The sequence below is a fragment of the Labrenzia sp. PHM005 genome, from assembly GCF_006517275.1.
GTDB lineage: Bacteria > Pseudomonadota > Alphaproteobacteria > Rhizobiales > Stappiaceae > Roseibium.
This window is the reverse complement of the sequence record NZ_CP041191.1, coordinates 4,936,955-4,960,584: the sequence shown is the minus strand read 5'-3', so window position 1 is coordinate 4,960,584 and position 23,630 is coordinate 4,936,955. Positions and strand designations below refer to the sequence as shown.

The window sequence follows — 23,630 nt, the reverse complement described above, 5'->3', positions numbered from 1 at the left end:
GAATTCCGGTATCGTCAGGCTGCTTGTTCCTCAAGGGTGCTGAGACGGATCTTCATGAAGGACAACAGTCTGCGAGCGTCGCGGTCGGACAAGGTTTGGTAATCGGCAATCCAATTATTGACCGTAGTTGCAGGCTGCTTGTTGTGTGTCGCTTTCGCCTTGCAAACAGCAGAGTATTCGTTGTCTGTAATCCCAAGAGATTTGCACAAGACGGCAATGCCCGTTGCATCGTAACGCACCATGACATTGGTGACGTACTTCTGCTCCAGCCCGGACAGCTCGGATAACAGAAAGCAGATATCAAACAGGTTGTTGGACAAGGCCAATTGGGTGATCGCCTGGCCAAGCTGCATCTCTTCTGCCCGGATATCCTTGAGCATCACTTTGGCATCAATCCGCGTCGCTTTGCGTTCCAGTTTGGTCGCCGCCACCGCGCGGCTGGCTTTCTGGAAAAGTTCGTTGACCAGGTCTTCGTTCTGTTTGCGCAAGGCCCGGACAGCGTCTTGTTGTTTGCCGGGCATCTGATTGATGAGTTTTTCGAGTTCTGCTTCAGTTATGTCTGAGCGTTCCATCATGGAATTGCGGATCTGATCGTCACTTTCCGCAAGTTTCACCAGAAGTCGAGAACCCCAGTTTGAAATCTCCGCGCCGGTGTTGGCTGCGACTGAACGCTTAACCGGCTGTTCGCCGCGTTCCAAGAGAACATCGGTCACGTTGGATTCCAGATGCTTGCGCTGAGAGATTGCAAGCAGGTGACTTTGGCCCATAGTTTTGGCCAGTTTGAGAATATCTTCGTTCTGCAGAACTTCCGACTGCGTCAGCATCGGCCGGGCAATCTCGATCTGTTCTCCGGCGAGCGAAACTGCCAAATCGTGGGAGGTTGACGGGATTGGTGCAAGTTGTTCAGAGACTTTTTGCTTTTGCTCTGCTTCCATGGTCGGAAGCATGTTTTCCAAAAGCGTATTGAAGAGCGTGATTTCCTCAGTCTGGTAACTGTCAGCACCATTAATGAATAGGTCAGTGACATGCTCGACAAGCTGATGCCGTTTTTCCGGCGTGCTGCCATTGGCCAGTTCGATAAGTTCTTTAAGCATTGTCGGACCGTTCTCTTGAGGGCTTACAATAGCTACCGCGGGGACAGTTTACACTTGTCTAAAAAACCAAAGAAAAGCGTAATAAATTTTGATGATTGATAATAGTGTCAGTGGTATTTACTACGTCGTTGTTCTTTTCAAGTGAGGTCCGCGCAAAGGACATTGATCATGCAGCTTCGGCGCGTGCGGTTGCCTTCAGTTTAATCTTCATCAGTGCCAGCAGCCGCTTAGCGTCTGTCTCATCCAACATGTGATAGTTGGTCAGCCATTTGCTACCAGTGGTCTCGGGAAACTTCAGATGTTTGCAGCGCTCTTTGCAGATCGCCTGAAATTCCATGGCGCCAATACCGGTTGCCCGGCAAATGGTGGCAATTCCGGTGGAATCGAATCGGACCATCAAGTTGTGGACGTATTTGGTTTGCATTCCAGAGAAGAAAGCGAGCAGAGCAACGGCATCAAGCAGATTGTGTTCCTGAGCACATTGGTAGACCGCTTTATTGAGCGTGGTCTTGCCCATCTTGATGCCCACCAGCCAGCCTTTGGGGCTCATTTTTGCTTGTTTCGGTTCGAGTTCTGTCCCGGCAGCAATTTCGCCGTCGTCCTTGAACAAGTCCTCAATCAGCTCTTCATTGGATTTGCGCAAATGACGGATCCGATCGCCTAATTGCTTAGGCATGTCTTTGACCAGGGTCTCGAACTCCGGCATCTCGATTTCAGCGCCGAGGTTGGCGGCAACGGTATGTTTAACTTCCTTTCCGCCACGGTTGATCAGGATCTTGGTAACATCCTTACTGACATGGTCCCGCTTGGCGAGGGCCAGCAGAAAGTCTTGCCCCTTCGTTTCCGCGAGTTTGAGGATGTCTTTTTCGGTGAGCGACCCCGAGCGTTCCAGAACAGCTTTGGCGATTGGCAACTCTTCATTGGCAAGAGCCGCAGCAAGTCCCGCGGACATGGCGGTTGCGTCTGCCAGGGTATCTGACATTTGCTGTTTGGCTTCATCAGAAAGAGATGTGTAGACGCCTTCCAGCATCGAGTTCATCAGCTGAGATTCTTCGGAGTCGGCAGCATCACCGTCACGGGCTGCAAGAAGCCCTGTCATATGGGCTGCGAGCTCGTGTTTCTTTTCAGAAGAACTTGCTTTTGCGCGTTTGAGAAGTGATTCGTCCATTACAATACCTGTTGCCCAGATTATTTCCTGAAGTTGTAAAAAAATGTCTAAGCGAGAGCTCCCTTAAGGTAAGATTCGGAGCTTTGGTTGACCCCGGCGAGCGGATGCGCCAAGGGATCAATATGACCGATAGACCGACCCTATATTCGTTCCGCCGCTGTCCTTATGCCATGCGGGCGCGCCTTGCGCTTTTATCGAGCGGCCAAGAAGTGGAACTGCGCGAGATTGTTCTGCGGGACAAAGCGCCGGAGTTTTTGGAAACCTCGCCCTCTACCACCGTTCCATGCCTGAAATCCGGCGATCTGGTGATCGACGAAAGCCTCGACATCATGCTGTGGGCTTTGGAGAGGTCCGATCCGGAACTCTGGTTGAAGCCGGAATCGGGTGGTTTGGAAGACATGTTTGCGCTGATCAAAGCGTGTGATGGCCCCTTTAAAACCCATTTGGACCGCTACAAGTATGACACTCGCTACGCCGATGCTGACAAAACCTCTGAGCGGACGGCTGCATCGGAGTTTCTCGCCGGTCTCAATGTGCGTTTAGAGAGGTCTGATTGGCTGTTTGGGTCACGTCCGTGTCTCGCGGATTTCGCAATCCTGCCCTTTGTCCGACAGTTTGCGAACGCAGGCCGTGAGTGGTTCGATACACAAGACTGGCGGGCGTTAAGAGACTGGTTGGTTCGATTTGAACAGTCACCGGATTTTGCTGCCATCATGCCGAAATTTGCAAAGTGGCAGGCAGGGGATGAGCCAATTGTGTTCCCCTAAATTCGGTATGCAATCAGCTCAATCGGGATAAAAAATAGCCAGATTACAAAACCGTAATCTCACCGTCAGGCGCCTGTAAGGCAGGCTTTCCTATCTTCCTATTCGACAAGGGAACATGTCCCCGCGTGTTCCTGACAGAGATGACCTCCAGTCAAGACGTCGAAAAAGGAAGATAATATGGAAAACCGTCCGTCTCGCTCTCCGCTGCGCTCCCGCCGCGCCAAACTGTTGGCCGGTGCGGTTGTGCTCGGCACAGCTGGCTTGATGACCCTGCAAACCGTTGTTCCGGCGCAGTTGGCGCAGGCAACCCCGGTCCGGGTCGATGCAGCCGCCCCGGTCGATTTCTCTGACGTCGTTGGTGCGGTCAGCCCGGCGGTGGTCAGCGTCCGGGTGAAGCAGGCTGCCGAACCGCGCATGATGAACTTCGAAGGCCGCAATAACTTCCGCGACTTTTTTGAAGATCTGCCGAATGGCCACCCCTTTGAAAAGTTCTTCCGTGATTTCGGCGGCCGCGGCGGCGATGACGCCCGTCCAAACAAACGCTCTCCGCGTTCTTATGGCATGTCGCAAGGGTCCGGCTTCTTCATCACAGGCGATGGGTATGTTGTCACAAACCAGCATGTGATCGAAAAGGGAACTGAGTTCACAGTTATTGATCATGAGGGTGAAGAGTATGATGCCGTCTTGATCGGTGCAGACAAGCGCACAGATCTGGCGCTGTTGAAAATCGAAGGCGGCAAGGATTTCACCTATGTCGACTTCGCCGATGAGGCACCGGACGTTGGTGAATGGACGGTGGCGATCGGAAATCCCTTCGGTCTTGGCGGCTCTGTGACAGCTGGCATCGTCTCTGCCCGCGGCCGTGACATCGGCGCTGGACCGTACGACGATTTCATTCAGATCGACGCGCCGGTAAACCGCGGCAACTCCGGTGGCCCTGCGTTCAACATGAACGGTGAAGTCATTGGTGTGAATGCCGCGATCTTCTCACCATCCGGCGGCAATGTCGGTATTGCCTTTGCGATCCCGGCGTCCACCGCTCAAGACGTCATCATGGAACTCAAAGACGGCGGGACTGTTGTCCGTGGCTGGCTTGGGGTTCAGATCCAGAACGTCACTGACGACATTGCCGAGAGCCTCGGCCTTGGCGAGACCCGCGGCGCTATTGTCGCGGAGGCGCAGGATAACAGCCCGGCTCAGAAGGCTGGCCTGCGCTCAGGAGATACAATCCTGGCCGTTGAAGGTACAAAAGTCGAAGGCCCGCGGGACCTGTCCAAGATCATCGCTGCTTTCAGCCCGGACACCAAGGTCGACCTCACCATCTGGCGCGATGGGAAGGAACAGGACATTGCCGTAACTCTTGGCCGCCTACAGGATCAGCAGCAAGCTGCCGCCGTATCTGAGGCTGTTGAGGAGGAAACGACCAGTCTTGATGACATGGGCCTTGTCCTGACCACCAAAGCCGAAGCCGGTCTTGATGGTAACGGTGTGGTGATCGCTGAGATCGATCCAGATGGCCCGGCAGCAGAAAAGCGCCTGCGTGAAGGGGATGTGATCCTGGAAGTTGCGGGCATGAAGGTGAACTCACCGGAAGACGTTCTGAAAGCGGTCAAGAAAGCGGAAGAGGACGGCCGTAAAGCGGTGCTGTTCCGGGTCGAGACCAACGACACAACAAGGTTCGTCGCCCTGCCTATGAAGCTGGCGTAAACCAACACTGATCAGGAGCGGGTCCTGTTCCCGCTCTTGAGAGCAAGGCCGGTCTGCCCTCTGCCCCCAACCCCGACGGGCCGGTCTTGCGCATGACGGCTGGCAGCAGCGTTTCACATCCACGTTGTTGCCAGCCCATTTTCTTCTCAACGCTCACACGGTACAACAAAGCCATGTTGCGGATTCTTGTAATTGAAGATGACCCCGAAGCTGCGAACTATCTCGTCAAGGGATTGAGCGAGCTGGGGCATACGGCCGACAAAGCCGGAGACGGCGAAACAGGCCTGCAAATGGCGCTTGAGAGCGAATATGACATCCTGATTGTTGATCGCATGCTGCCCAAGCGCGACGGACTGTCGGTCATTGAGGAGCTGCGCAAGAGCGGCAATCACACACCCGTTTTGATCCTGTCTGCGCTGGGGCAAGTCGATGACCGGGTGACAGGTCTGAAAGCCGGCGGAGACGACTATCTGCCGAAGCCCTATGCGTTTACCGAACTTCAGGCGCGGGTCGAAGCGCTGGCACGGCGCCCGAAAACAGCCAGTCAGATAGAAACGACCTATACGGTTGGTGACTTGACGCTGGACCGCATGGCCCACTCCTGCCGGCGCGGCGAAACTGAAATTCCATTGCAGCCACGCGAATTCCGTCTGCTGGAGTATCTGATGCAGAACGCCGGTCAGGTGGTCACCCGGACCATGCTGTTGGAGAACGTCTGGGAGTATCATTTCGATCCGCAGACCAATGTGATCGACGTGCATATCTCAAGGCTGCGCGGCAAGATCGACAAAGGGTTCGGAGCGCCGTTGCTACACACGATCCGCGGTGCTGGATATACGATCCGTGACGCGGCTCAGTAGGGTAACCCGCACCACAGCTTTTAAGCTGTCACTGCTCTATATCGCGGTGTTCACGCTGCTGTCCGGGTTCCTGCTGGTCTATATTTCCCAGAACACCGACAATCTGATGTCGGAACAGGTGGTGCAAACCATCGATGCCGAACTCAACGGCCTGTCGGATATCTATGTCCGCGGCGGTGTCCGGGATCTGGTGCAAACCATCGACCGGCGCTCCCGCCACCCCGATGCCAGCCTCTACCTTCTTGTCGACTTTGCTGGAAATGCCCTCGCCGGAAACATCGCCCGCCTGCCAACGCTTGTTTTGGAAGAAGCTGATGGTGGTTTGCGCCGGGTGCATTACACACGGCAAGGTCAGGATATCTCAGATGTTGAACGCCAGGCCATGGTTCGCACCTTTGAACTGCGGGGTGGTTTCCGCCTGTTGGTCGGGCGCGATTTGGGCGAGCAACTCAGATTCTCAAACCTGTTGGCAAATGCCCTGCGATTGTGGCTCATCGTGGTTGTTGTCATGGCCGCAATCACCTGGATTTTTGTCAGCCGGCGGGTGATGAAACGGATCGATGAAATCACCGATACCAGCCGCACCATCATGACCGGGGATTTGACCGAACGGCTTCCGGTCGCCGGAAATGATGATGAATTTGACCGGCTTGCTGTCAGTTTGAACACGATGCTGGACCGGATCGAACTCCTGATGCGATCCATGAAAGACGTGACCGACAACATCGCGCACGACTTGAAGACGCCGCTCACTCGGCTGCAAATCAGGGTGGAAAGTGCCTTGCGCGATGCGGAAAGCGGTGAGGGATATCGAACGGCTTTGGAAGATACGCTCTCAGAAACCGATCAATTGCTCAGGGTTTTCAATGCCCTTCTGCGTATCGCTCGCATCGAAGCCATGGCACCGGGCGACGGTCTGGAGCGTGTTGACGTCAAGAGTTTGGTCAGCGAAATCGCTGAGCTTTATGAACCGCTGATTGAAGACGAGGGCGGTGTTCTGGAGATCAATGTCACAGATGGAGTGTTTGCCAGCTGTCAGAAAGAGCTGGTTGTTCAAGGTCTGGTGAACCTGATCGAAAATGCTTTGAAATATGGTCGGCCGTCAGAAGGCGATCTCAAGATCCGTCTGTCCGCAAAAGAAAAAGACGCCCGGATCGTGTTGAGTGTTGAAGACAATGGTTCCGGTATTCCCGATGAGCAACAGGAAAGAGTGCAGGACCGGTTCGTGCGCCTGGACGAAAGCCGGTCAGAACCTGGAACTGGCTTGGGATTGAGCCTAGTCAAAGCCGTTGCCCGCTTGCATGGTGGAAACTTGCGTTTCACAAATGGAAACCCGGGTCTGATAGCCCGGATTGATCTTTCCCCGGCTGAGCCGGGAAGCGGCGGAAACAGTAATGGACAAGACGGGCATGGCAGTGGACGGGACACATCAACAGACGGATGACGGACAGGCCGGTTCGCTTGCCGACCGGATCGCGATCATTCCGTTGGTGACGGATCTTGACCGGGCCAGTCTTTTCATAGCCGATCTTTTGGCGCATCCCGAAGCCGGTGAGCCCCTAAAAACCCTTTTGAACAAAACGCCGGAGCTGGAAGAGCTGCTGGCCGGGATCATCTGCAACTCCTCCTATCTGCGCGATTTGATCATGACGGATCCAGTTCGGCTGCTGGAGATCGTTTCAGATGCGCCGGAACGCCGCCTGGCGTCTATTTTGGAAAATGCCCGCAATGCCCAGGCCGATGATGAAGCCGGAATCACCCGGGATCTTCGGTTGTTGAAACAGGATTTGGCGTTGACGCTTGGCCTTGCCGACATCTGCGGCGCGATTGGCCTTAACCGAGTCACAAAAGCCCTTGCGGGATTTGCAGATGCGGCACTGACCGCCGCAATCCGGTTCTGCCTCAGCGATCTGACGCGGCGGGGAAAATTCGAACCGAAAGATCCGGAGAAGCCGGAACTCGACTCCGGTTTGATCGTGCTGGCCATGGGCAAACACGGCGCCAATGAGCTGAATTACTCTTCCGATATCGATTTGATCGTGCTCTACGATCCGGACAAGGCGCCGATGGCCGGATCTGCCGAAGCGCCGGTGGAATTCGTGCGCATGACCCGGCGGCTGGTCAAGATCATGCAGGACCGGACCGCGGACGGTTATGTCTTCCGCACGGATTTGCGGCTGCGACCGGACCCCGGTGCGACCCCGCTGGCCATGTCGATGCCGGCGGCGCTGGTTTATTACGAGTCTCTCGGCCAGAACTGGGAGCGGGCAGCCTTGATCAAGGCGCGGCCCTGTGCAGGCGATATCCCGGCCGGGGAGGCCTTTTTAAAGGAAATCACGCCGTTCATCTGGCGCAAATATCTCGACTTTGCCGCCATCGCCGATGTGCAATCGATCAAGCGGCAGATCCATATGCATAAAGGCCATGGTGCCATTGCGGTCGCGGGCCACAACGTCAAACTTGGCCGCGGCGGTATTCGCGAAGTGGAGTTTTTCGTCCAAACCCAGCAGTTGATTGCCGGCGGGCGCAATCCCGCCCTGCGCGGACGGCGCACGCTCGACATGCTGGACGCACTGACCGAGACAGATTGGATCCGGCCGCAGGCTCGGGATGAAATGGGTGCCGCCTATACATTTTTGCGCACCGTCGAACACCGCATTCAGATGCTGAACGATGAACAGACCCAGCTTCTGCCCAAGGATGAGGAGGGCCTGAATCGGATATCCGCTCTGATGGGGTTCGATACGCTGGACGCCTTTGAAACGGAACTTCTCGGCCATTTCCGCAAGGTTCAGCATCATTATTCAGAATTGTTTGAAGACGAACCAGCGCTTGCATCCGAAACCGGCAATCTGGTCTTCACCGGCGATGATCATGATCCGGACACACTGGAAACCTTGTCGAAACTTGGATTTCAGCAGCCAGCCGAAGCGGCGGGGATCGTCAAATCCTGGCACTTTGGCCGCTATCCCTGCACCCGGTCGACAAAGGCACGTGAACGTCTGACCGAAATGCACCCGGTCCTGCTTAACGCGCTCGCTGCAACGGACAACGCGGATGCAGCCTTGCGGGCGTTTGATAGCTTCATGGCCAAACTGCCGGCGGGCGTGCAACTGTTCTCGTTGCTCAGATCAAACCCGCAACTGCTCACGCTTTTGGCGACAACCATGGGCGCTGCACCGCGCATGGCCGATACTGTGTCCAAGCGTGTTCATGTGCTTGATACCGTTCTGGATCCGGCGTTTTTTGGCGCCATGCCAAGTGTTGAAGAGTTCCGGATTGGTCTCGACCGCACGCTCTCCCAATCCCAATTTTATGAAGAAGCGCTCGACCGGGCGCGGATCTTTGCCCAGGAGCAGCAGTTCCTGATTGGCCTCCGTCTGATCTCTGACACCCTGTCCGCAGACCGGGTCGGCTTTGCACTTGCCCGGCTTGCGGAAGTTGTCGTCGACCGGTTGATGACCCAGGTGGTTGATCATGTGGGCGAAAGCCACGGCACTGTGCCGGGGGGAGAGGTCGCGGTTCTGGCCATGGGCAAACTCGGCGGCCGCGAAATGACGGCGGCGTCTGACCTTGATCTGATCTTGCTCTATGAAGCGCCGGAAGATGTCAAACAATCGGATGGAAAACGCCCGCTCGCCATCAGCCAGTTTTACACCCGGCTGACCCAGCGGCTTGTAACGGCCTTATCGGCACCAACCGCAGAAGGCGCGCTGTACGAAGTTGACTTCCGGCTGCGCCCGTCCGGCAATGCGGGACCTCTGGCGACCAACCTTGACGGCTTCATTTCCTATCAGAAGAACGAGGCCTGGACCTGGGAACATATGGCGCTGACCCGAGGGCGGGTGATCGCCTCCACCTCTGAGGCCTATTCAAACAAGATCCACGACAGCATTTGCAGCACTTTGGTTCAGCCGCGGGACATTCAAAAGCTCGCCGATGATGTTCGGACCATGCGGGCCAAGATCGAGAAGGAAAAAGGCACCAAGGACATCTGGGATTTGAAGCAGGTGGCCGGAGGCCTGGTCGATATCGAGTTCATAGCTCAGTACCTGCAACTGGCCCATGCCCATGATCATCCTGAGATTCTGGCGCAGGGCACGGAACAGGCTCTGGAAAACCTTCGCGATGCCGGGTGTCTGGAGAGCGGTGATTCCGGCCTGCTTCTGGAGGCCTTGCGCCTCTATCACCGCTTGACCCAGGTTCTCCGGCTGGCACTGTCTGGCAAATTCGTTCCGGCAGAAGCGCCGCGCGGCGTTCTGGATCTGTTGCTCCAGGCCTCGGGCAGTCCGGCGTTTGAACGGCTGGAAGCCGAATTGGGCGAGTTGCAGCAGCAGGTTCGAGCAGTCTTCGAACGGCTTGTTGGGCCTGTTGAGGCGGCGGAGGCCTCGTAAAAAATAACTATTCCAGGTGAAGTGAATCGAAAAGTGGTGTAGAAGCACACCGCGCCGGCGGCCTGAATATTGATTTTGATCACTCCTAGCGAGTGAACCTTTTCCGTTGCCCGGAGATTTACAATGAATTCCCTCTCTCTCGAAGCCGTCCGCCAGCCGGACCGCATAGCTGAAATGACTCTTCAAGATAGCCGCACTCTGGCTTGGTCCGAATGGGGCCCGGAGGCCGGACAACCGGTTCTCTATATATCTGGCGCCGGGACGTCGGGTGAATTTGCCTTTGGCTTGGATGCATTAGAGAAATTGAACATCCGTCTGATCGCACCGGACCGGCCCGGTCTTGGACGTTCTGACTTCGATCCGGACAAGACCTTGCTGTCCGTTGCCGGCGATTTTTCTGAACTGATCACCCGGTTGAGCCCGGCAAAGATCCCGGTTGCGGCGGTGTCCCAAGGTGTGCCCTTTGCCCTGGCGCTTGCCGCGATGGGTCCGGTGAGCAAACTGGCAATTGTCTCCGGGCAGGATGAACTCTGCCAGCCGGAATTCTTGTCCGGACTGCCTGACCAGCTCCGCCAGATGGTCGAGCAAGCCGAAGCCGATCCGACCGGATTGATCGCGATGCTGGAAAGTTTCGCCGAACCTGAGAGCTTTCTGGAGTTCATCGTATCGACAAGTTCGGATCTGGATAAGGCGTTCTATAGCGCCGAACCGTTCCTGTCGGCTTTCAGGCGGGGCCTCAAAGCCGGTTTTCAGCAAGGCCCGAAAGGTTATGCGCTGGACACCGTAGCCGCCATGGCACCCTGGACGTTTGAATGGGGGGGTATCTCATGCCCGGTCAGCCTCTGGTATGGCGGCCAGGATGTCAGCCCGGTGCACTCGCCGGACGGTGGTGCCTTCTTGGAAACCCGGCTTCAAAACGCCACCCGGTACTTCTTTGAAGACGAGGGCGGTTCCCTACTCTGGACCCGTGCCCGGGAAATTCTTGTAGACTTGGTTGCCTAAAATCACGCGTAAATCGCACATAGTGGTACACAGCAAAAGAACAGGGCATCCGCTATGAAGCGGATGCCCTTTTAGTGCGCAGTGCAATGCCGTGTTATGCCGCAGCAACATCTTCCAGGAAACGGTCGACGGCTGTCTGAAGAGCGTCAGTTTTGGCATTGAGATCATTAGATGCGGTAACAACCCGGTCGGCTGAGGAGTTGGTCTGCGTGACTGCGTCGTTCAGCTCCGTAACATTGCTGGTCACCACATGGGTTCCCTCCGACGTTTGTTGAATGTTCCGGGAGATTTCTGAAGTCGCCGCACCCTGTTGTTCGACTGCGATTGCGATGGCGTTGGTGTAGCTGTTCACCTCATCCATGGTTTCAGTGATGGCGCCGATCGCCTCCGCTGATTCCTGCGTCGCCACCTGGATCGCTGCGATTTGGGAAGAAATCTCTTCGGTCGCCTTTGAGGTCTGTGTCGCCAGTTCCTTGACTTCGGCAGCGACCACCGCGAACCCCTTGCCAGCTTCACCCGCCCGTGCGGCTTCGATGGTTGCATTGAGGGCGAGCAGATTGGTTTGCTCGGCAATTGCCTGGATGAGGGTGACCACTTCGCCGATCTTGGAGGCGGAGGCAGACAGGCCTTCAACCTTCTGGTTCGTGGTTCGGGTGCCGTCCGTGGCGCGGCCAACCACTTCGGTTGTGCGGGCGACCTGGGAACTGATTTCGCCGATGGAGGCGGCCAATTCTTCCGCAGCCGAGGCGACGGTTTGTACGTTTTGGGCAGCGTCCCCCGAGGCGGCCAATGTGGCCTCGGCCCTCGCTGCGCTGTTCCGGGCAATTCCGGTCAAGTCCCGAGCCGTGGCATCCAGCGTTTCGGCTGTTGAGCCAACCGATCCCAAAAGGTCTTTTGCAGTTGCCCTAAAGCCATTGATGAGACTGTCGATTTGGCGTTGGCGGGCTTGTCGGGCTTCTGCCTCGGTTTCTTGCTGCTCACGAAGGCGGGCCCGTTCTCGTGCGTTTGTTTTGAAGACTTCCACCGTGCGGCTCATGGCGCCGATTTCATCCTGTCTGTCCGTGTTCGGGATATCCATGTCACGTTCGCCACCGGCAAGGCGAGACATGACCAGGGTCAAGGACCGGATCGGCCGTGTGGTAGCCAAGCTGAGGAAATAGGCCAGGACAATGCCGGCACCAATTGCGATGGCAAGCGTGACGCCAATCTGGAATAAAGCATTCTGGCTGGCAGATCGGGTCAGGTCTGATTGGCTCGCAGCAACTGCTGTGATGTCCTTGGCAACTTCACCCGACAACTCTTGCATCTGCGCCAGCAAGGCATCCCGTTCCGTCTTTGCAGTAACGATTTTTTCGAAAGCCTTCGAAAAATCCGCTGTTGCCGATTGGATGGATGCAAGACTGTCAGCGACTTCTGGAATGGTAAGGTGAGCTTTTCCCAAATCGGCAGAAATCAGCTGAAGTTTATTAGATATGGCCCGAATTGCATCCGCATTTGCCGTGCCAAGGCCGGTTGCATATTCAACGGTGCCGGCGCGGGTTAATGTGGCAGATTGGGCCAAGCCAATCGCGTTCCGGCTGATGCCTGCCAGAGCCGCCAAACGAGTCTGGTTCTGTGTTGCTTTTTCCAGTTCTTCGCCAAAGGTTTCATAAATGGCAATTCGGGCACTCAAGCTGTTGGTTTTCAAGTGCTCGATCAGATCGGCTACGGTCTTCTTTTTGTTGGCCTTATTGAAAAGGTTGGTCTCTCCAAGAAGGTCCGGAAGAGCCGCGGTCAGAGCCTTCGCATGGTCCGCCAGAAGTTTTGTGTCTTCTGGCTTCAGCGTCGACAAGTTTGCAGTTTGAAGTTCATTGGATGCTGCAACCAGCTTGGTTAGGCTCTCGTTGATTTCGGCCATGACTGCATCGGTCAGCTCCTTCTTTTTGTATTTGCCTCCAATGCCAAATCGAGGAGCAAGCCGGAGCGCTTCTGCTTGCATGGCAGCTGCGGCGCTTCCGTAGACCCGGGCGGCGTCCTGGGTTGTTTTGGCAGCCTCCGCCGCCGACTCGGCAGATTGCTGTTCCTTGGCGACGCGGTCGCTGATCACTTGGGTCAGATTGGCCAGCTGTCCACTGGAGACCATGACGGTTTCAAGAGCGGATCGTTGCGCACTCATCGCGGCGGTCAACTTCTGTAATGTAATTTTGAAAACACCGACCTTCTGGATCGCTGTATTGAGCTTGTTTGCCTCATCTGATCCTGGAGTGACGGCACCGCGCAGCGGTTTCAGCAGGGCTTGCAGGCTCTGCAAACTGTCCTTGGCAAGTGATGCGCTTTGCTCGGTCGGAGCGTTGAGGTAGGTTTCCCGGGTGCTGGAGACTCTGCTTAACCCGGCCATGGCAGCTGAGGCTTGATCCGACACTTGTGTTCGTTCGGATAACCCAAGAATAGCCAAGGTTGCCATCCCGCCAACAACAGCAGTTAACAGAAGGATCGCAGCAAAGCCTCCGCAAACTTTATAAGTGAAGTTTAGATTTTTGAAGAATTTCATAACAAGCATTGCAATGCTTACCTAGAGTAATTATCGGAAAAGGCGAATATGGAAAAGAATAGTCTGGGGAATCAGTGAATGATGGGTAAATAAAAATTTTGAAATTGTTGTATGTGTAGCGTAGGAAATTTGTTTTGCGTGTTTTGTTTGGAGTAAAAACTTATTTTATCTTAGTTCGTTGTTGATCTCATTGGTAAAACAATTTAGCTGCGAAAAGAAAACGCCTTACGAAATATTTTTTGTATGGCAGGATTGCGGACGGCAAAAGCACACCCAATTGCGCATGGAGCCTGAGCGTCATAGACAATTTGCAAATTTATGGGGTCAGGCGGATTGGGCAGTTGCTTCGCAGCTGTCCTCGTCCACCAGGGGCAGGGAGAAGCTGACGACGGTGCCTTTTTTGACCTCGGACTGAATGTTCAGTTTGCCGCCGTGCATTTCCACCAGTGAGCGGGCAATGGCGAGGCCAAGTCCGGAGCCCTGGTGGGTTTTCGTAAACTGGTTTTCCACCTGCACAAACGGCTGTGCCAGCCGTTCGATATCGCGCTCGGAAATGCCAATGCCGGTATCGGTGACTTCGAAGCGCAGCTTATCGCCACGTGGCCGGACTTTCAGGCTGACGGTGCCATTGTCCGGCGTGAATTTCACGGCATTGGCCAGGAGGTTCAACAGCACCTGTTTCAGGGCGCGCTTGTCTGCATCGACATGAAGGTCTTCGGCGACATCGGTGATGACAGTGATGTTCTTTTCGGTCGCGGCCCCGGTGACGATCCGGGCCGCATCCAGGGTCGCTTCGAAGGCGTTCACGACCTCCGTTTCGATTTGCATGCGGCCGGCTTCGATTTTCGACATGTCAAGAATGTCGTTGATCACATTGAGCAAATAGGTGCCGGAGGAATAGATATCCTTGCAGTAATCGGCGTAACGATCGGTTCCAACCGGTCCAAACATCTCCTGCGTCATGATGTCGGAGAAGCCAATGATGGCATTGAGCGGTGTGCGCAGCTCGTGGGAGATATTGGCGAGGAACTCAGATTTTGCCTGGTTGGCGGCTTCCGCGCGGGTCTTTTCTTCCTGGTATTTCTCCGCCATTTCTGACAGCTGCTGTGTCTGCGTTTCCAGCGTTTTCCGGGAGCGCTGCAAATCGGCAACGGAGGCTTTCAGGCGTTTTTCGGAATCTGTCAGCCGCTCCTCGTGTTTTTTGAGTGCGGTAATGTCCGTGCCGACCGAGACGAAACCGCCGTCTTTGGTCCGGCGTTCCGAGATCTGCAGCCAGCGGCCATCTTCCAATTGGGCTTCATAAGCGCCTTCCGGGCCGCCTGGGCGCTGGCTGGTTTGAACCGGCTGCGGAGAAACTGCGCCGTTTTCGGCCGATGCCATGACGGTCTTATAGGGCGTGCCCGGCTTGACTGCATGGGCGGGTAGATTGTGCAAGGCCTGATAGTTGGAGTTGCAAATCACCAGCTCGTTGCTGGCGTTCCAAAGCACGAAAGCCTCGGAGATCGTTTCGATCGCATCGCGCAGGCGCAGGTCCGCCATCTGGCTTTGTTCGGCCAGTTGATGCTGTTCCGTGATGTCGATGCAGATGCCGATCAGATGAGGTTCGGCGCGGCCGGGTTCCGGCTGGATTTCGCCGCGGGCGCGCAGCCAGATCCAGCTGCCGTCGGCATGGCGCATGCGGAAAGTTTCATCGACCAGGGTTTCGCCGCTTTCCAGAAGATGTTCGGCAAGGCCCAAGAGGTCGATGTCGTCCGGGTGGGTGATGTCTGCGACATCCGCAAAGCTGAGGATATCGTCTTTGGGTTCGCGGCCAAGCAACTCATACAGCGAAGACGACCAGAAGATCCGGCCGCGGGACAGATCCCAGTCAAATAGGCCGCAGCGGCCATGGGTCAGTGCGGTGTCAATACGGGCGCGCGTTGCGGCGTAATGCTCATCCGCTTGTTCGGCTCGGGTTGCCTGGCTGAAGAAGCCGTAGATGACCGCGAGAAGCACCAGCGATGTGCCAACGAACATGGTCACATTGGCAGAGAGCGCGCTGCGCCATTTGGCAAACACGGCAGCTTCCGGCTGAAGCGCGGCGATCATGCCCAACTGGCCATCCAGGTGGCGCACGGTTGCTAAAACTTGTTCCGCGTCGTCCCGGCCATCCAGATCGATCGGAATGGACAAAACTCCCGCGCGGGCGCCAAAGACGGTCAGCGGTTGGGATGGGCCTAGCAGGTCCGTAAGAGGGCGGCCTTCCAGTGATGGTTGTAAGGGGGCAGATGCCGCGATTTTGCCGTCAGCGCCCGAAATAAGAAATGTCCGGCCACTGCTGGTCGCGCCTGCCGGTAAGCTGTCAGCCAGTACGCGCTTTAAGGTGGTTTGATAACCCGCCTCCGGCATCTCCGTGCTGGCTGCATTGAGAGGTGCTGCGGTTACCGACGCCATCAGTTCGAGCGTTGTTTCGGCTTCTATGCGGGTGTCGGTGTAATCAGCCGCCAATTCGGCGATGCGGTAAGCGGCTAGAATTAGGAGAAAGAAGATTGCCAGAGCAGGGATGAGGCGGCGCATCAAGCCGTCGGAGCGTTCGAGCTGGAAGCGGGCCGCACTCAACAGGTCCGGCCAAGCCGCTTTTTGTGCGCCTGCCTCTGTTTTGCTTCCTGAATCCTTAGTGCCGCTCCGCTCTGAAGTGGAGCCAGCCAGTGCTCTTGACATTGGAAGTGTGCCTCAATACCGCCGGTCCGGAGCAAGGCCCCGAATCACTTCCATTTGAATCAATACGCCAGTATTTGTCTAGAGTCGGCCAAGAAGAAAATGGTTAACAAAGCCGTCTTATACGAGCGGCTACATTAACACTTTTCAGTATTGAAGTTTATTGCAGGGTCCTGTCGACAATGTCGCGGCAGTCTCTCGACAGTTCTTCGCTTGATGAAATCCTCAGGAGCGCAGATTCTGCAAGGGCAGACCGGTGTTTCTCCAAAGCCCTCCAAGAGCGGAAACTTGTCAAAAGTCGGGAGGCGACCTGCGGGTTTCGCTTGTCGATTTCAAGAACTGATTCGGCAATGAGCTCAAAACCTTTGCCATCAGGGCGGGCAAATTGGGTCGGGTTTCCGGTGGCAAATGAATGTAAGACAGCGCGCACCCGGTTGGGGTTGGTCGCGTCATAAAGCGGATTAGCCATCAACTCGGAAATCGCATCCAGCGTTTCGTCTTGCGGCGCCGTGGCCTGGGTCATGAACCACTTGTCCATCGCCAATGCACTGGATTGGTGCCTGTCGCGAAAGGCCGCCAAAGCCTCGGCAGAGCCATTCATCGCCTCATGCACCAGGATGGTGAGAGCGGCCAGCCGGTCGGTCATGTTATTGGCGGCCGCAAACCGGTCTGAGACCAATGCGCTGGCGGATGGATCACCAGACAGCGCATAATAATGCAATGCCCGGTTAGAGAGGGCGCGTTTTCCGGCAGATTCGGCGTCCGGGGTGAACTTACCCATTGCAGAAAATTCTTCCGCGATCATTCGGAAATGTTGGCTCAAGCCGCTCCCAATATCGGAGCGCAAGTTGTTGCGCGCCTTATGAATGGCGTCCGGGTCAACGTTTTTACCAATCTCCTGAGCAATGTCGGCTTCCGTCGGCAGGGTTAGAGCCTGGGCTTTCAGCGCAGGATCCAGTTGCTGGTCGTCCACAATGCTCCGCAAAACATCGATCAAGCTGTCTGTGTCTGTATGGCTGGTGCCCTGCTGCACGGCTTCTGTGCGGGCAATCAGAGTTTGTGTCGCGAGGGTCTGGACTGCCTGCCAGCGATTGTAGGGATCGGTGTCATGACGGGCGAGGAACACCAGATCCTCTGAGGGTAGGGTCTGGGTCAGGCGGACAGGCGCTGAAAAGTCTCTGAGGAGCGACAGAACCGGGGCGTCCGGGATCTGCTTGAAAGTGACTTTCTGGCGCGCCTTGTTGAGCACCAACACACCGCCAGATACGTCGGCGCCGTCGCACTCGGAAATCTCAAGATCCTGGCCATTGGCGCCGATCAGTCCAAAGCGCAGCGGAACGACAGATGGCCTTGCTGTCTTCTGGCCGGGAAGAGGCGGGATTTCCTGAGAGAGCGACACGGTGAGGGTTTGCTGGTCCGGATCGTATTTGGTGTCAGCCGTGACCAAAGGTGTGCCGGCCTGTTCGTACCAGAGAGAGAACTGGTCGAGATCGGTCCCTGTGGCGTCTTCAAAGCAGGTGAGAAACGCTTCTATTGTTGTCGCTTCGCCATCATGGCGGTCAAAATAAAGATCAAGACCGGACCGGAAATCTTCTGCTCCAAGATAGGTCTTCAGCATGCGGATGATTTCCGCGCCTTTTTCATAGACGGTTGCCGTGTAGAAGTTGTTGATCTCCTGATAGGCGCGCGGCCTCACAGGGTGGGCGAGCGGCCCGGCGTCTTCCGGAAACTGGTGCATTTTCAAAAGTTTGACATCGGAAATGCGCTTTACAGGTCGCGAGCGCATGTCCGCTGAAAACTCCTGGTCCCGAAAGACGGTCAGGCCTTCCTTCAGGCACAGCTGGAACCAGTCCCGGCAGGTGATGCGGTTGCCCGTCCAATTGTGGAAATATTCGTGGGCGATCACCGCTTCGATGTTGGCATAGTCCTGATCTGTTGCCGTTTCCGGGTCCGCCAGCACATATTTGTCGTTGAAGATGTTAAGGCCCTTGTTCTCCATCGCGCCCATGTTGAAGTCCGAGACGGCAACGATGTTGAAGACATCAAGGTCATATTCGCGCCCGAAGGCGTCTTCATCCCAGCGCATGGACCGTTTGAGAGAATCCATCGCCCAATCGCAGAGATCTTCCTTGCCGTGTTCGACATAAATGTTCAGTTCAACGGCGTTTCCTGAGGCCGTTATAAAGCTGTCGGGAACTTTAGCGAGATCCCCAGCGACCAGCGCAAACAAGTAAGCCGGTTTGGGGTGCGGATCGTGCCAAATGGCAAAATGGTTGCCGGTCCCGGCGATTTCACCGGTTTCTTTCAAATTGCCGTTGGCGAGCAGAACCGGGCAGCTGGTCTTAGGCGCTTCCAGGCGCACGGTGTAGACCGACAGAACATCCGGGCGGTCCGGAAAGTAAGTGATCCGGCGGAACCCATCAGCTTCGCATTGGGTGCAATAGGTTCCAGACGAACGGTAAAGCCCCATCAGCTGGGTGTTGGCGTCCGGGTTGACTTCTGTGGTGATCGTCAGTGTGAAACGATCTTCCTCCGGCGCGGCCAGTTCCAAAGCCGTTTTTGATGTTTTGTAGTGGTCTTCCGGAACGGTTTTGCCGTTCTGCTCAAGCGACAGCAATTTCAAATTGTCGCCATCCAGCACCAGCGGCACATGGCCGGCTGTGTCCGGCTGCCGGACGACCGACAGCTCTGCGGCGACGATCGTGGCCTTGGGATCAAGACGGATATCGAGATCAACGGTTTCGATGCGGTAGGCCGGCGGCTGATAGTCTTCCAGGCGGATGGCGGGCGCCGTTTTGGATTGCATCGATGTCTCCCCGAAGTGCTCCGCGTGCGTGCGGTTTTTGTTAGCTGTCCCGTTTGCAGACATTGTGGCGGTTCGTCAACGGGGCAAGGCCGCCTTTACCCTGCAGTTGAAGTGTTTGCGGAGCAATACTTCGAAAACTGCACCTTATCGGCTTTGACCTGATGCAGGACACGGTCTATGCAGTGCAACCGTGTTGCACAGTCAGGACTTTTTAAATGAGCCGTTTGGACAGCTTCATCCGCCGTATGACTTCCCAGAAAATCATCCTTGAGTACCTTGTCGACAAGGTGAACGAGGTCGAAGGCCCAATCCTTGAATTGGGACTAGGCAACGGCCGGACCTATGATCACCTGCGCGAGATTTATCCGAATAAGGAAATCTTCGTTTTTGATCATGCGCTCACCTGCCATCCGAGCTGCGCGCCGGACGCCCACCATATGATCCAGGGCGATATTCGCGACACATTGGGCTTCTGCGAGCCGCGTGTCGGCGGCAAAGCGTCCTTTGCCCATGTTGATCTGGGCTCCGGCGATCCGACAACGGATCTTGCAACGGTTCACTGGCTTGCCCCCTTGATCAACGACCGCATGGCGGTCGGCGGTTATGTTCTGACCGGCCTGGAATTGAAACTGGCCAACTTCGAACTTCTGGAAAACCCGGAAGGGATTAAGGCAGACCGCAACTTCATCTATCGCAAGACATCCGAAGCCTGATACCGGAACTTCAAGGACAAAACGAATGACTGCGCCGCTCAAAGGCATCAAGGTCGTAGAATTGGCCCGTATTCTCGCGGGGCCCTGGATTGGTCAGACGCTTGCTGATCTCGGCGCCGAAGTAATCAAGGTCGAAAGTCCGCAGGGCGATGACACGCGCGGCTGGGGGCCGCCTTTCTTGACCACGTCCGAGGGCGAAGCAGGCGATGCAGCTTACTTTCACTCGTGCAATCGCGGCAAACGCTCGATTACGGTCGACTTCCGCACCGAGGAGGGGCAAGAAATTGTTCGCAAACTCGTCGCGGATGCTGATGTTCTGGTTGAGAATTTTAAGGTCGGCGGCCTTGCCAAATACGGGCTCGACTACGAGCACCTTTCTGCTGTCAACCCGAAGCTGGTCTATTGCTCGGTCACCGGATTTGGCCAAGAGGGGCCGTATGCGCATCGGGCCGGCTATGACTTTATGATCCAGGGCATGGGGGGGATCATGGATCTCACCGGTGACCCGGACGGTGATCCGCAAAAAATCGGCGTTGCCTTTGCCGACATTTTTACCGGCCTATATGGCGTGATCGGGGTTCTGGCTGCGCTCCGCCGCCGGGATGAAACCGGTGACGGTGAATGGGTCGACATGGCGCTCTTGGATGCGCAGGTGAGCGTGCTGGCGAACCAGGCCCTTAATTATTTTGTCTCCGGCAAAACACCAAAGCGCCTCGGCAATGCCCATCCCAACATCGTGCCTTATCAAGTGTTTCCGGCAAAAGACGGCCATCTGATCATTGCAGTTGGCAATGATAGCCAATACCGGCGTTTGTGCGGTGTGCTCGGGCGGCCGGAGCTGGCTGAAGATCCAAGGTATGCAACAAACGCGGCACGTGTCGCCTCCCGGACTGAGCTGGTTGAGATTCTGGTTGCCGAGACTGCGGCAAGGACCCGCGACGACCTCCTGGCAGCGTTGGAACTGGAAGGCGTGCCGGCCGGGCCGATCAACTCCGTCGAAGACGTTTTCGAAGACAAGCAGATCCAGCACCGCGCCATGAAAGTGGAACTGCCTGCCACGGATGTTGAGGGCGGTTCTGTAGCTTCGGTCCGCTCGCCGATCCGTTTCAAAAACGGCAATCTCGTTCTGGAAAGGGCAGCACCAGCGCTTGGGGAACACACGGCAGAGATTCTCAAGGAATTGGGATTGGCGGAAAAAGACTGATTTTTGGAGTTTTCATGAGCAATGAAGAAAAACTGAAAATCCTTCAATCCGAGGTTCTATCGCAAAACTGGGGCAAACTGACCAAATACACGCTGAATTACCGGCGGCGGGACGGCGCGTGGCAGCAGCAAACCCGCGAAGTTTACGACCGAGGCCACGGCGCGGTCTGCTTGCTCCATAATCCAGAAACAGAATGTGTTCTTCTAACAAGCCAGTTCCGTCTGCCGGTCTGGCTGGTCGACGGGACGGAAAGCTTCATCGAAGCGCCCGCTGGGCTCCTGGAAGGAGCTCATCCGGAAGAGCGCATGCGGTCGGAACTGATGGAAGAGACCGGCTTTGAGGTGTCGGAGTTGGAACATCTCTATGACCTGCAAATGAGCCCCGGGTCGGTCACCGAATTTCTATCCTTCTTCCGCGGCCACTACCTCGATGGCCACAAAAAGGGTGAGGGCGGCGGTGCAGAACATGAAGGCGAAGATATTGAAGTGCTTCATATTCCACTGACGGAGGCCCTCGAAATGATAGGCGACGGCCGGATCCGGGATGCAAAAACCGTGATTCTCCTGCAAGATCTTGCACTGAGCAAAACACTCGCTACCTCAGATACGAAATGAAATTGGAAAGGCTTTGTTGTGTTGATTGCCATAATTTGACGGCAACTGTCAGGCAATGAAACACTGAAGTTATGAAAGGACAAAGCCCGATGGTGCGCATTTTCCGCAAACCCAGCCGGTTTCGGCTGAAGCTCGCGACGATCGTCGGGCTGGGCTTTGGCGGTTTTGTTGCTATCGCTATCGGGCTCGTGCTGGCCTTGTCAGTGTCAGCGAATATCAAGAATACGTTCTCTTTGTTGAACGACAAGACGATCTTGAGCACCCAAGCGCTGGAAAGCCAAATTCAGACCCATTTTCAGTCCGTTGAAAATGCTGTGGTTGGGCTCAAGCCGTTTTTTGAAGACGGCACTCTATCCCTTGAAGATCGCAAGCGCATTTTTGAGGACTTTTCCATTGCCCTCAAAACCAACACGGATTTGACTACTCTTGCCGTTACAGACAGCGAAGGGCGGCGAATTGGTGTTTATCGTGCTCCAAGCGGAAAACTGTGGCGGATCAACTCCGATGTGCCTGCACCGGGAATGAAACCGGAGAATTTTCCGGAGATCACTGCTGAGAGCGGTCCGGTTTGGGGTCCGATTATGCGTCACGAGGTGGGCTTGTTCGCCAATGTGACGGTGCCTTTGGTCTATGAAGGTGAAATGTTTGCCGCCTTAACCGCTGCAAGCTCCATGGAGAACCTGGCGCAGATTGTTGCCGGGCAGGATGAGGGTGTCGACAACACGGTTTTCATTCTGGGTGGTGATGGCGAGGTGCTGATGCACTCTGACGCCGACTGGATACAGACCGGCGGAAGCATATCTCAAAACTTGCCTGGATCCTGGGAAACCGTCGGAGATCCGGTTTTAGCAGCCATCGGCCAAGAAGATCCGCTGGATGAATTTGGGCGCGCGTCGAAACTTGGTATCGAAGTTTCAGTTATCGAGACGGAAGCTGATGTTTATCTGATGATGCGGAGTACAGTATCAGGTTTCAGTGCCGAACCGTTGACCGTCGGACAGTATTATTTGGGCGCGACCGTCTCTCGGGAAGTCGAGCGTTTGGCCGGGTCCGGATTTGTTGGCCTTGGAGCACTTGTTGTTTCCGTTCTGATCGCCATTTGGCTCGGCCGCCGGTTCTCACGACCTTTGCGGAACCTGTCGCGGCAATCCGAAAAGGTAGCAACTTTATCGCTGCATGATGTTGAGCCATTGCCGAGAAGCCGGATCGCCGAAATGGATCAGGTGGCGTCGGCTTTCAACGCGATGGTTGAAGGCCTAAAAGCCATGAACACCTATGTGCCCCGGTCTTTGTTCATCAAGTTGATGCGGCTTGGGGGAGAGAAGGCTGCGGAAGCCCGCAAAGCGGAGCTGACGATTCTGTTCAGCGATATTGTCGGCTTCACCGCGCTTTCTGAGAATATGAGCGCTGAACAGGCAGCTGCTTTGCTCAACCAGCATTTTGCGATTCTGGTGGAAGCCGTTGAGAGTGAAGGTGGGACTGTCGACAAATTCTTGGGCGACGGCATGCTTGCCTTCTGGGGTGCGCCGGATGACCAGCCGGATCATGCGGAAGCGGCTGTGCGGACGGCCCGCAAGATAGCGGCTGCCTTAAAAGAGGCCAATGAAGCCGCACAAGCGGAGGGCCTGCCGCAGATTCGCATGCGTATCGGCATTCACACCGGTCCAGCCTTGGTCGGCAATGTCGGCGCCCTTGATCGCTGGAACTACACGGTTGTGGGCGACACGGTGAACGCCGCCGAACGGCTGCAGCATTTGGGCCGCGAGGTGGCAGGGGATCCAGAGGTGACGATTCTTGCCAGCGCTGAAACCGTGCGCCGCCTTCCCAATGAGCGAAGCCAGAAAGAAGTGGGTGCGCACCACTTGCGCGGCCGTAGCGGCCGAATGGATGTCTATTGGCTCGACCCAGTGGGAGCGGTGTCAGCGCAGGAAGAAGAGCCCGGCATTGCCCCGGTTTCCGCCGCAGAGTAAGGGCGGTTTTGTCCTTACCTGTGGGCATAATACGCCTTTCAAAAGTTTATTCTGAACATGTGATTTAGATCACAGCGCCCGATACTAGATTATTGCGTTGCTAA

Annotated in this window: 15 protein-coding genes; 10 read left to right on the top strand and 5 right to left on the bottom strand. The window is 55.8% G+C overall.

The features are described 5' to 3' along the window. Nucleotides 1–14 precede the first annotated feature (14 nt). Nucleotides 15–1,094, bottom strand: a complete 1,080-nt coding sequence (locus FJ695_RS22430) for a DUF2336 domain-containing protein (RefSeq protein ID WP_141187511.1) — start codon at nucleotides 1,092–1,094, stop codon at nucleotides 15–17. 166 nt (nucleotides 1,095–1,260) lie between these two features. Then, entirely contained in the window at nucleotides 1,261–2,262 is a 1,002-nt protein-coding gene (locus tag FJ695_RS22425; RefSeq protein WP_141187510.1) for a DUF2336 domain-containing protein, read from the bottom strand. Between the two features lie 122 nt (nucleotides 2,263–2,384). On the opposite strand from FJ695_RS22425, the gene FJ695_RS22420 reads away from it, so the two are divergent. The 6 genes from FJ695_RS22420 (at nucleotide 2,385) to FJ695_RS22395 (ending at nucleotide 10,992) form a co-directional block, all read left to right on the top strand. After that, nucleotides 2,385–3,029 carry a glutathione S-transferase gene (locus FJ695_RS22420; RefSeq protein ID WP_141187509.1) on the top strand — a complete coding sequence of 215 codons (645 nt, stop codon included), beginning with the start codon at nucleotides 2,385–2,387 and terminating at the stop codon, nucleotides 3,027–3,029. 177 nt (nucleotides 3,030–3,206) lie between these two features. Then, nucleotides 3,207–4,736, top strand: coding sequence for a Do family serine endopeptidase (locus FJ695_RS22415; protein ID WP_141187508.1), 1,530 nt, complete (start codon nucleotides 3,207–3,209; stop codon nucleotides 4,734–4,736). 173 nt (nucleotides 4,737–4,909) lie between these two features. Continuing rightward, nucleotides 4,910–5,596, top strand: a complete 687-nt coding sequence (locus FJ695_RS22410; protein ID WP_141187507.1) for a response regulator transcription factor — start codon at nucleotides 4,910–4,912, stop codon at nucleotides 5,594–5,596. Beyond that, complete coding sequence (locus FJ695_RS22405; RefSeq protein ID WP_141187506.1) at nucleotides 5,580–7,040, top strand: HAMP domain-containing sensor histidine kinase; 1,461 nt, start codon at nucleotides 5,580–5,582, stop codon at nucleotides 7,038–7,040. Before FJ695_RS22410 ends, FJ695_RS22405 begins: the two co-directional genes overlap by 17 nt. Beyond that, nucleotides 6,991–9,990 (top strand): bifunctional [glutamine synthetase] adenylyltransferase/[glutamine synthetase]-adenylyl-L-tyrosine phosphorylase, encoded by a 3,000-nt coding sequence (locus FJ695_RS22400; protein ID WP_209010781.1) that lies wholly within the window; start codon nucleotides 6,991–6,993, stop codon nucleotides 9,988–9,990. Before FJ695_RS22405 ends, FJ695_RS22400 begins: the two co-directional genes overlap by 50 nt. 123 nt (nucleotides 9,991–10,113) lie before the next feature. Further along, nucleotides 10,114–10,992, top strand: a complete 879-nt coding sequence (locus FJ695_RS22395; RefSeq protein WP_141187505.1) for an alpha/beta fold hydrolase — start codon at nucleotides 10,114–10,116, stop codon at nucleotides 10,990–10,992. 94 nt (nucleotides 10,993–11,086) lie between these two features. Here the strand turns inward: FJ695_RS22395 and FJ695_RS28205 are convergent, their stop codons facing one another. The 3 genes from FJ695_RS28205 to pepN all read right to left on the bottom strand — a co-directional run bounded on the left by FJ695_RS28205 (nucleotide 11,087) and on the right by pepN (nucleotide 19,025). Then, the gene (locus FJ695_RS28205) at nucleotides 11,087–13,531 is read right to left on the bottom strand and encodes a methyl-accepting chemotaxis protein (RefSeq protein WP_209010780.1); all 2,445 of its coding nucleotides are present in this window, start codon (nucleotides 13,529–13,531) and stop codon (nucleotides 11,087–11,089) included. A 315-nt stretch (nucleotides 13,532–13,846) separates the two neighbouring features. Continuing rightward, nucleotides 13,847–16,222, bottom strand: coding sequence for an ATP-binding protein (locus FJ695_RS22385; protein ID WP_141187504.1), 2,376 nt, complete (start codon nucleotides 16,220–16,222; stop codon nucleotides 13,847–13,849). Between the two features lie 157 nt (nucleotides 16,223–16,379). Next, the gene (gene pepN, locus FJ695_RS22380) at nucleotides 16,380–19,025 is read right to left on the bottom strand and encodes an aminopeptidase N (RefSeq protein WP_141187503.1); all 2,646 of its coding nucleotides are present in this window, start codon (nucleotides 19,023–19,025) and stop codon (nucleotides 16,380–16,382) included. A 215-nt stretch (nucleotides 19,026–19,240) separates the two neighbouring features. Here pepN and FJ695_RS22375 point away from each other — a divergent pair, with 215 nt between their 5' ends. The 4 genes from FJ695_RS22375 (at nucleotide 19,241) to FJ695_RS22360 (ending at nucleotide 23,526) form a co-directional block, all read left to right on the top strand. Further along, a complete protein-coding gene (locus FJ695_RS22375; protein ID WP_141187502.1) occupies nucleotides 19,241–19,738 on the top strand; it encodes a class I SAM-dependent methyltransferase in 498 nt (165 codons plus the stop codon). Between the two features lie 25 nt (nucleotides 19,739–19,763). After that, a complete protein-coding gene (locus FJ695_RS22370) occupies nucleotides 19,764–20,942 on the top strand; it encodes a CaiB/BaiF CoA-transferase family protein (protein ID WP_141187501.1) in 1,179 nt (392 codons plus the stop codon). A gap of 14 nt (nucleotides 20,943–20,956) precedes the next feature. Continuing rightward, entirely contained in the window at nucleotides 20,957–21,556 is a 600-nt protein-coding gene (locus FJ695_RS22365) for an NUDIX domain-containing protein (RefSeq protein ID WP_141187500.1), read from the top strand. An 89-nt stretch (nucleotides 21,557–21,645) separates the two neighbouring features. Beyond that, nucleotides 21,646–23,526, top strand: a complete 1,881-nt coding sequence (locus FJ695_RS22360; protein WP_141187499.1) for an adenylate/guanylate cyclase domain-containing protein — start codon at nucleotides 21,646–21,648, stop codon at nucleotides 23,524–23,526. The last annotated feature ends 104 nt before the right edge of the window (nucleotides 23,527–23,630 follow it).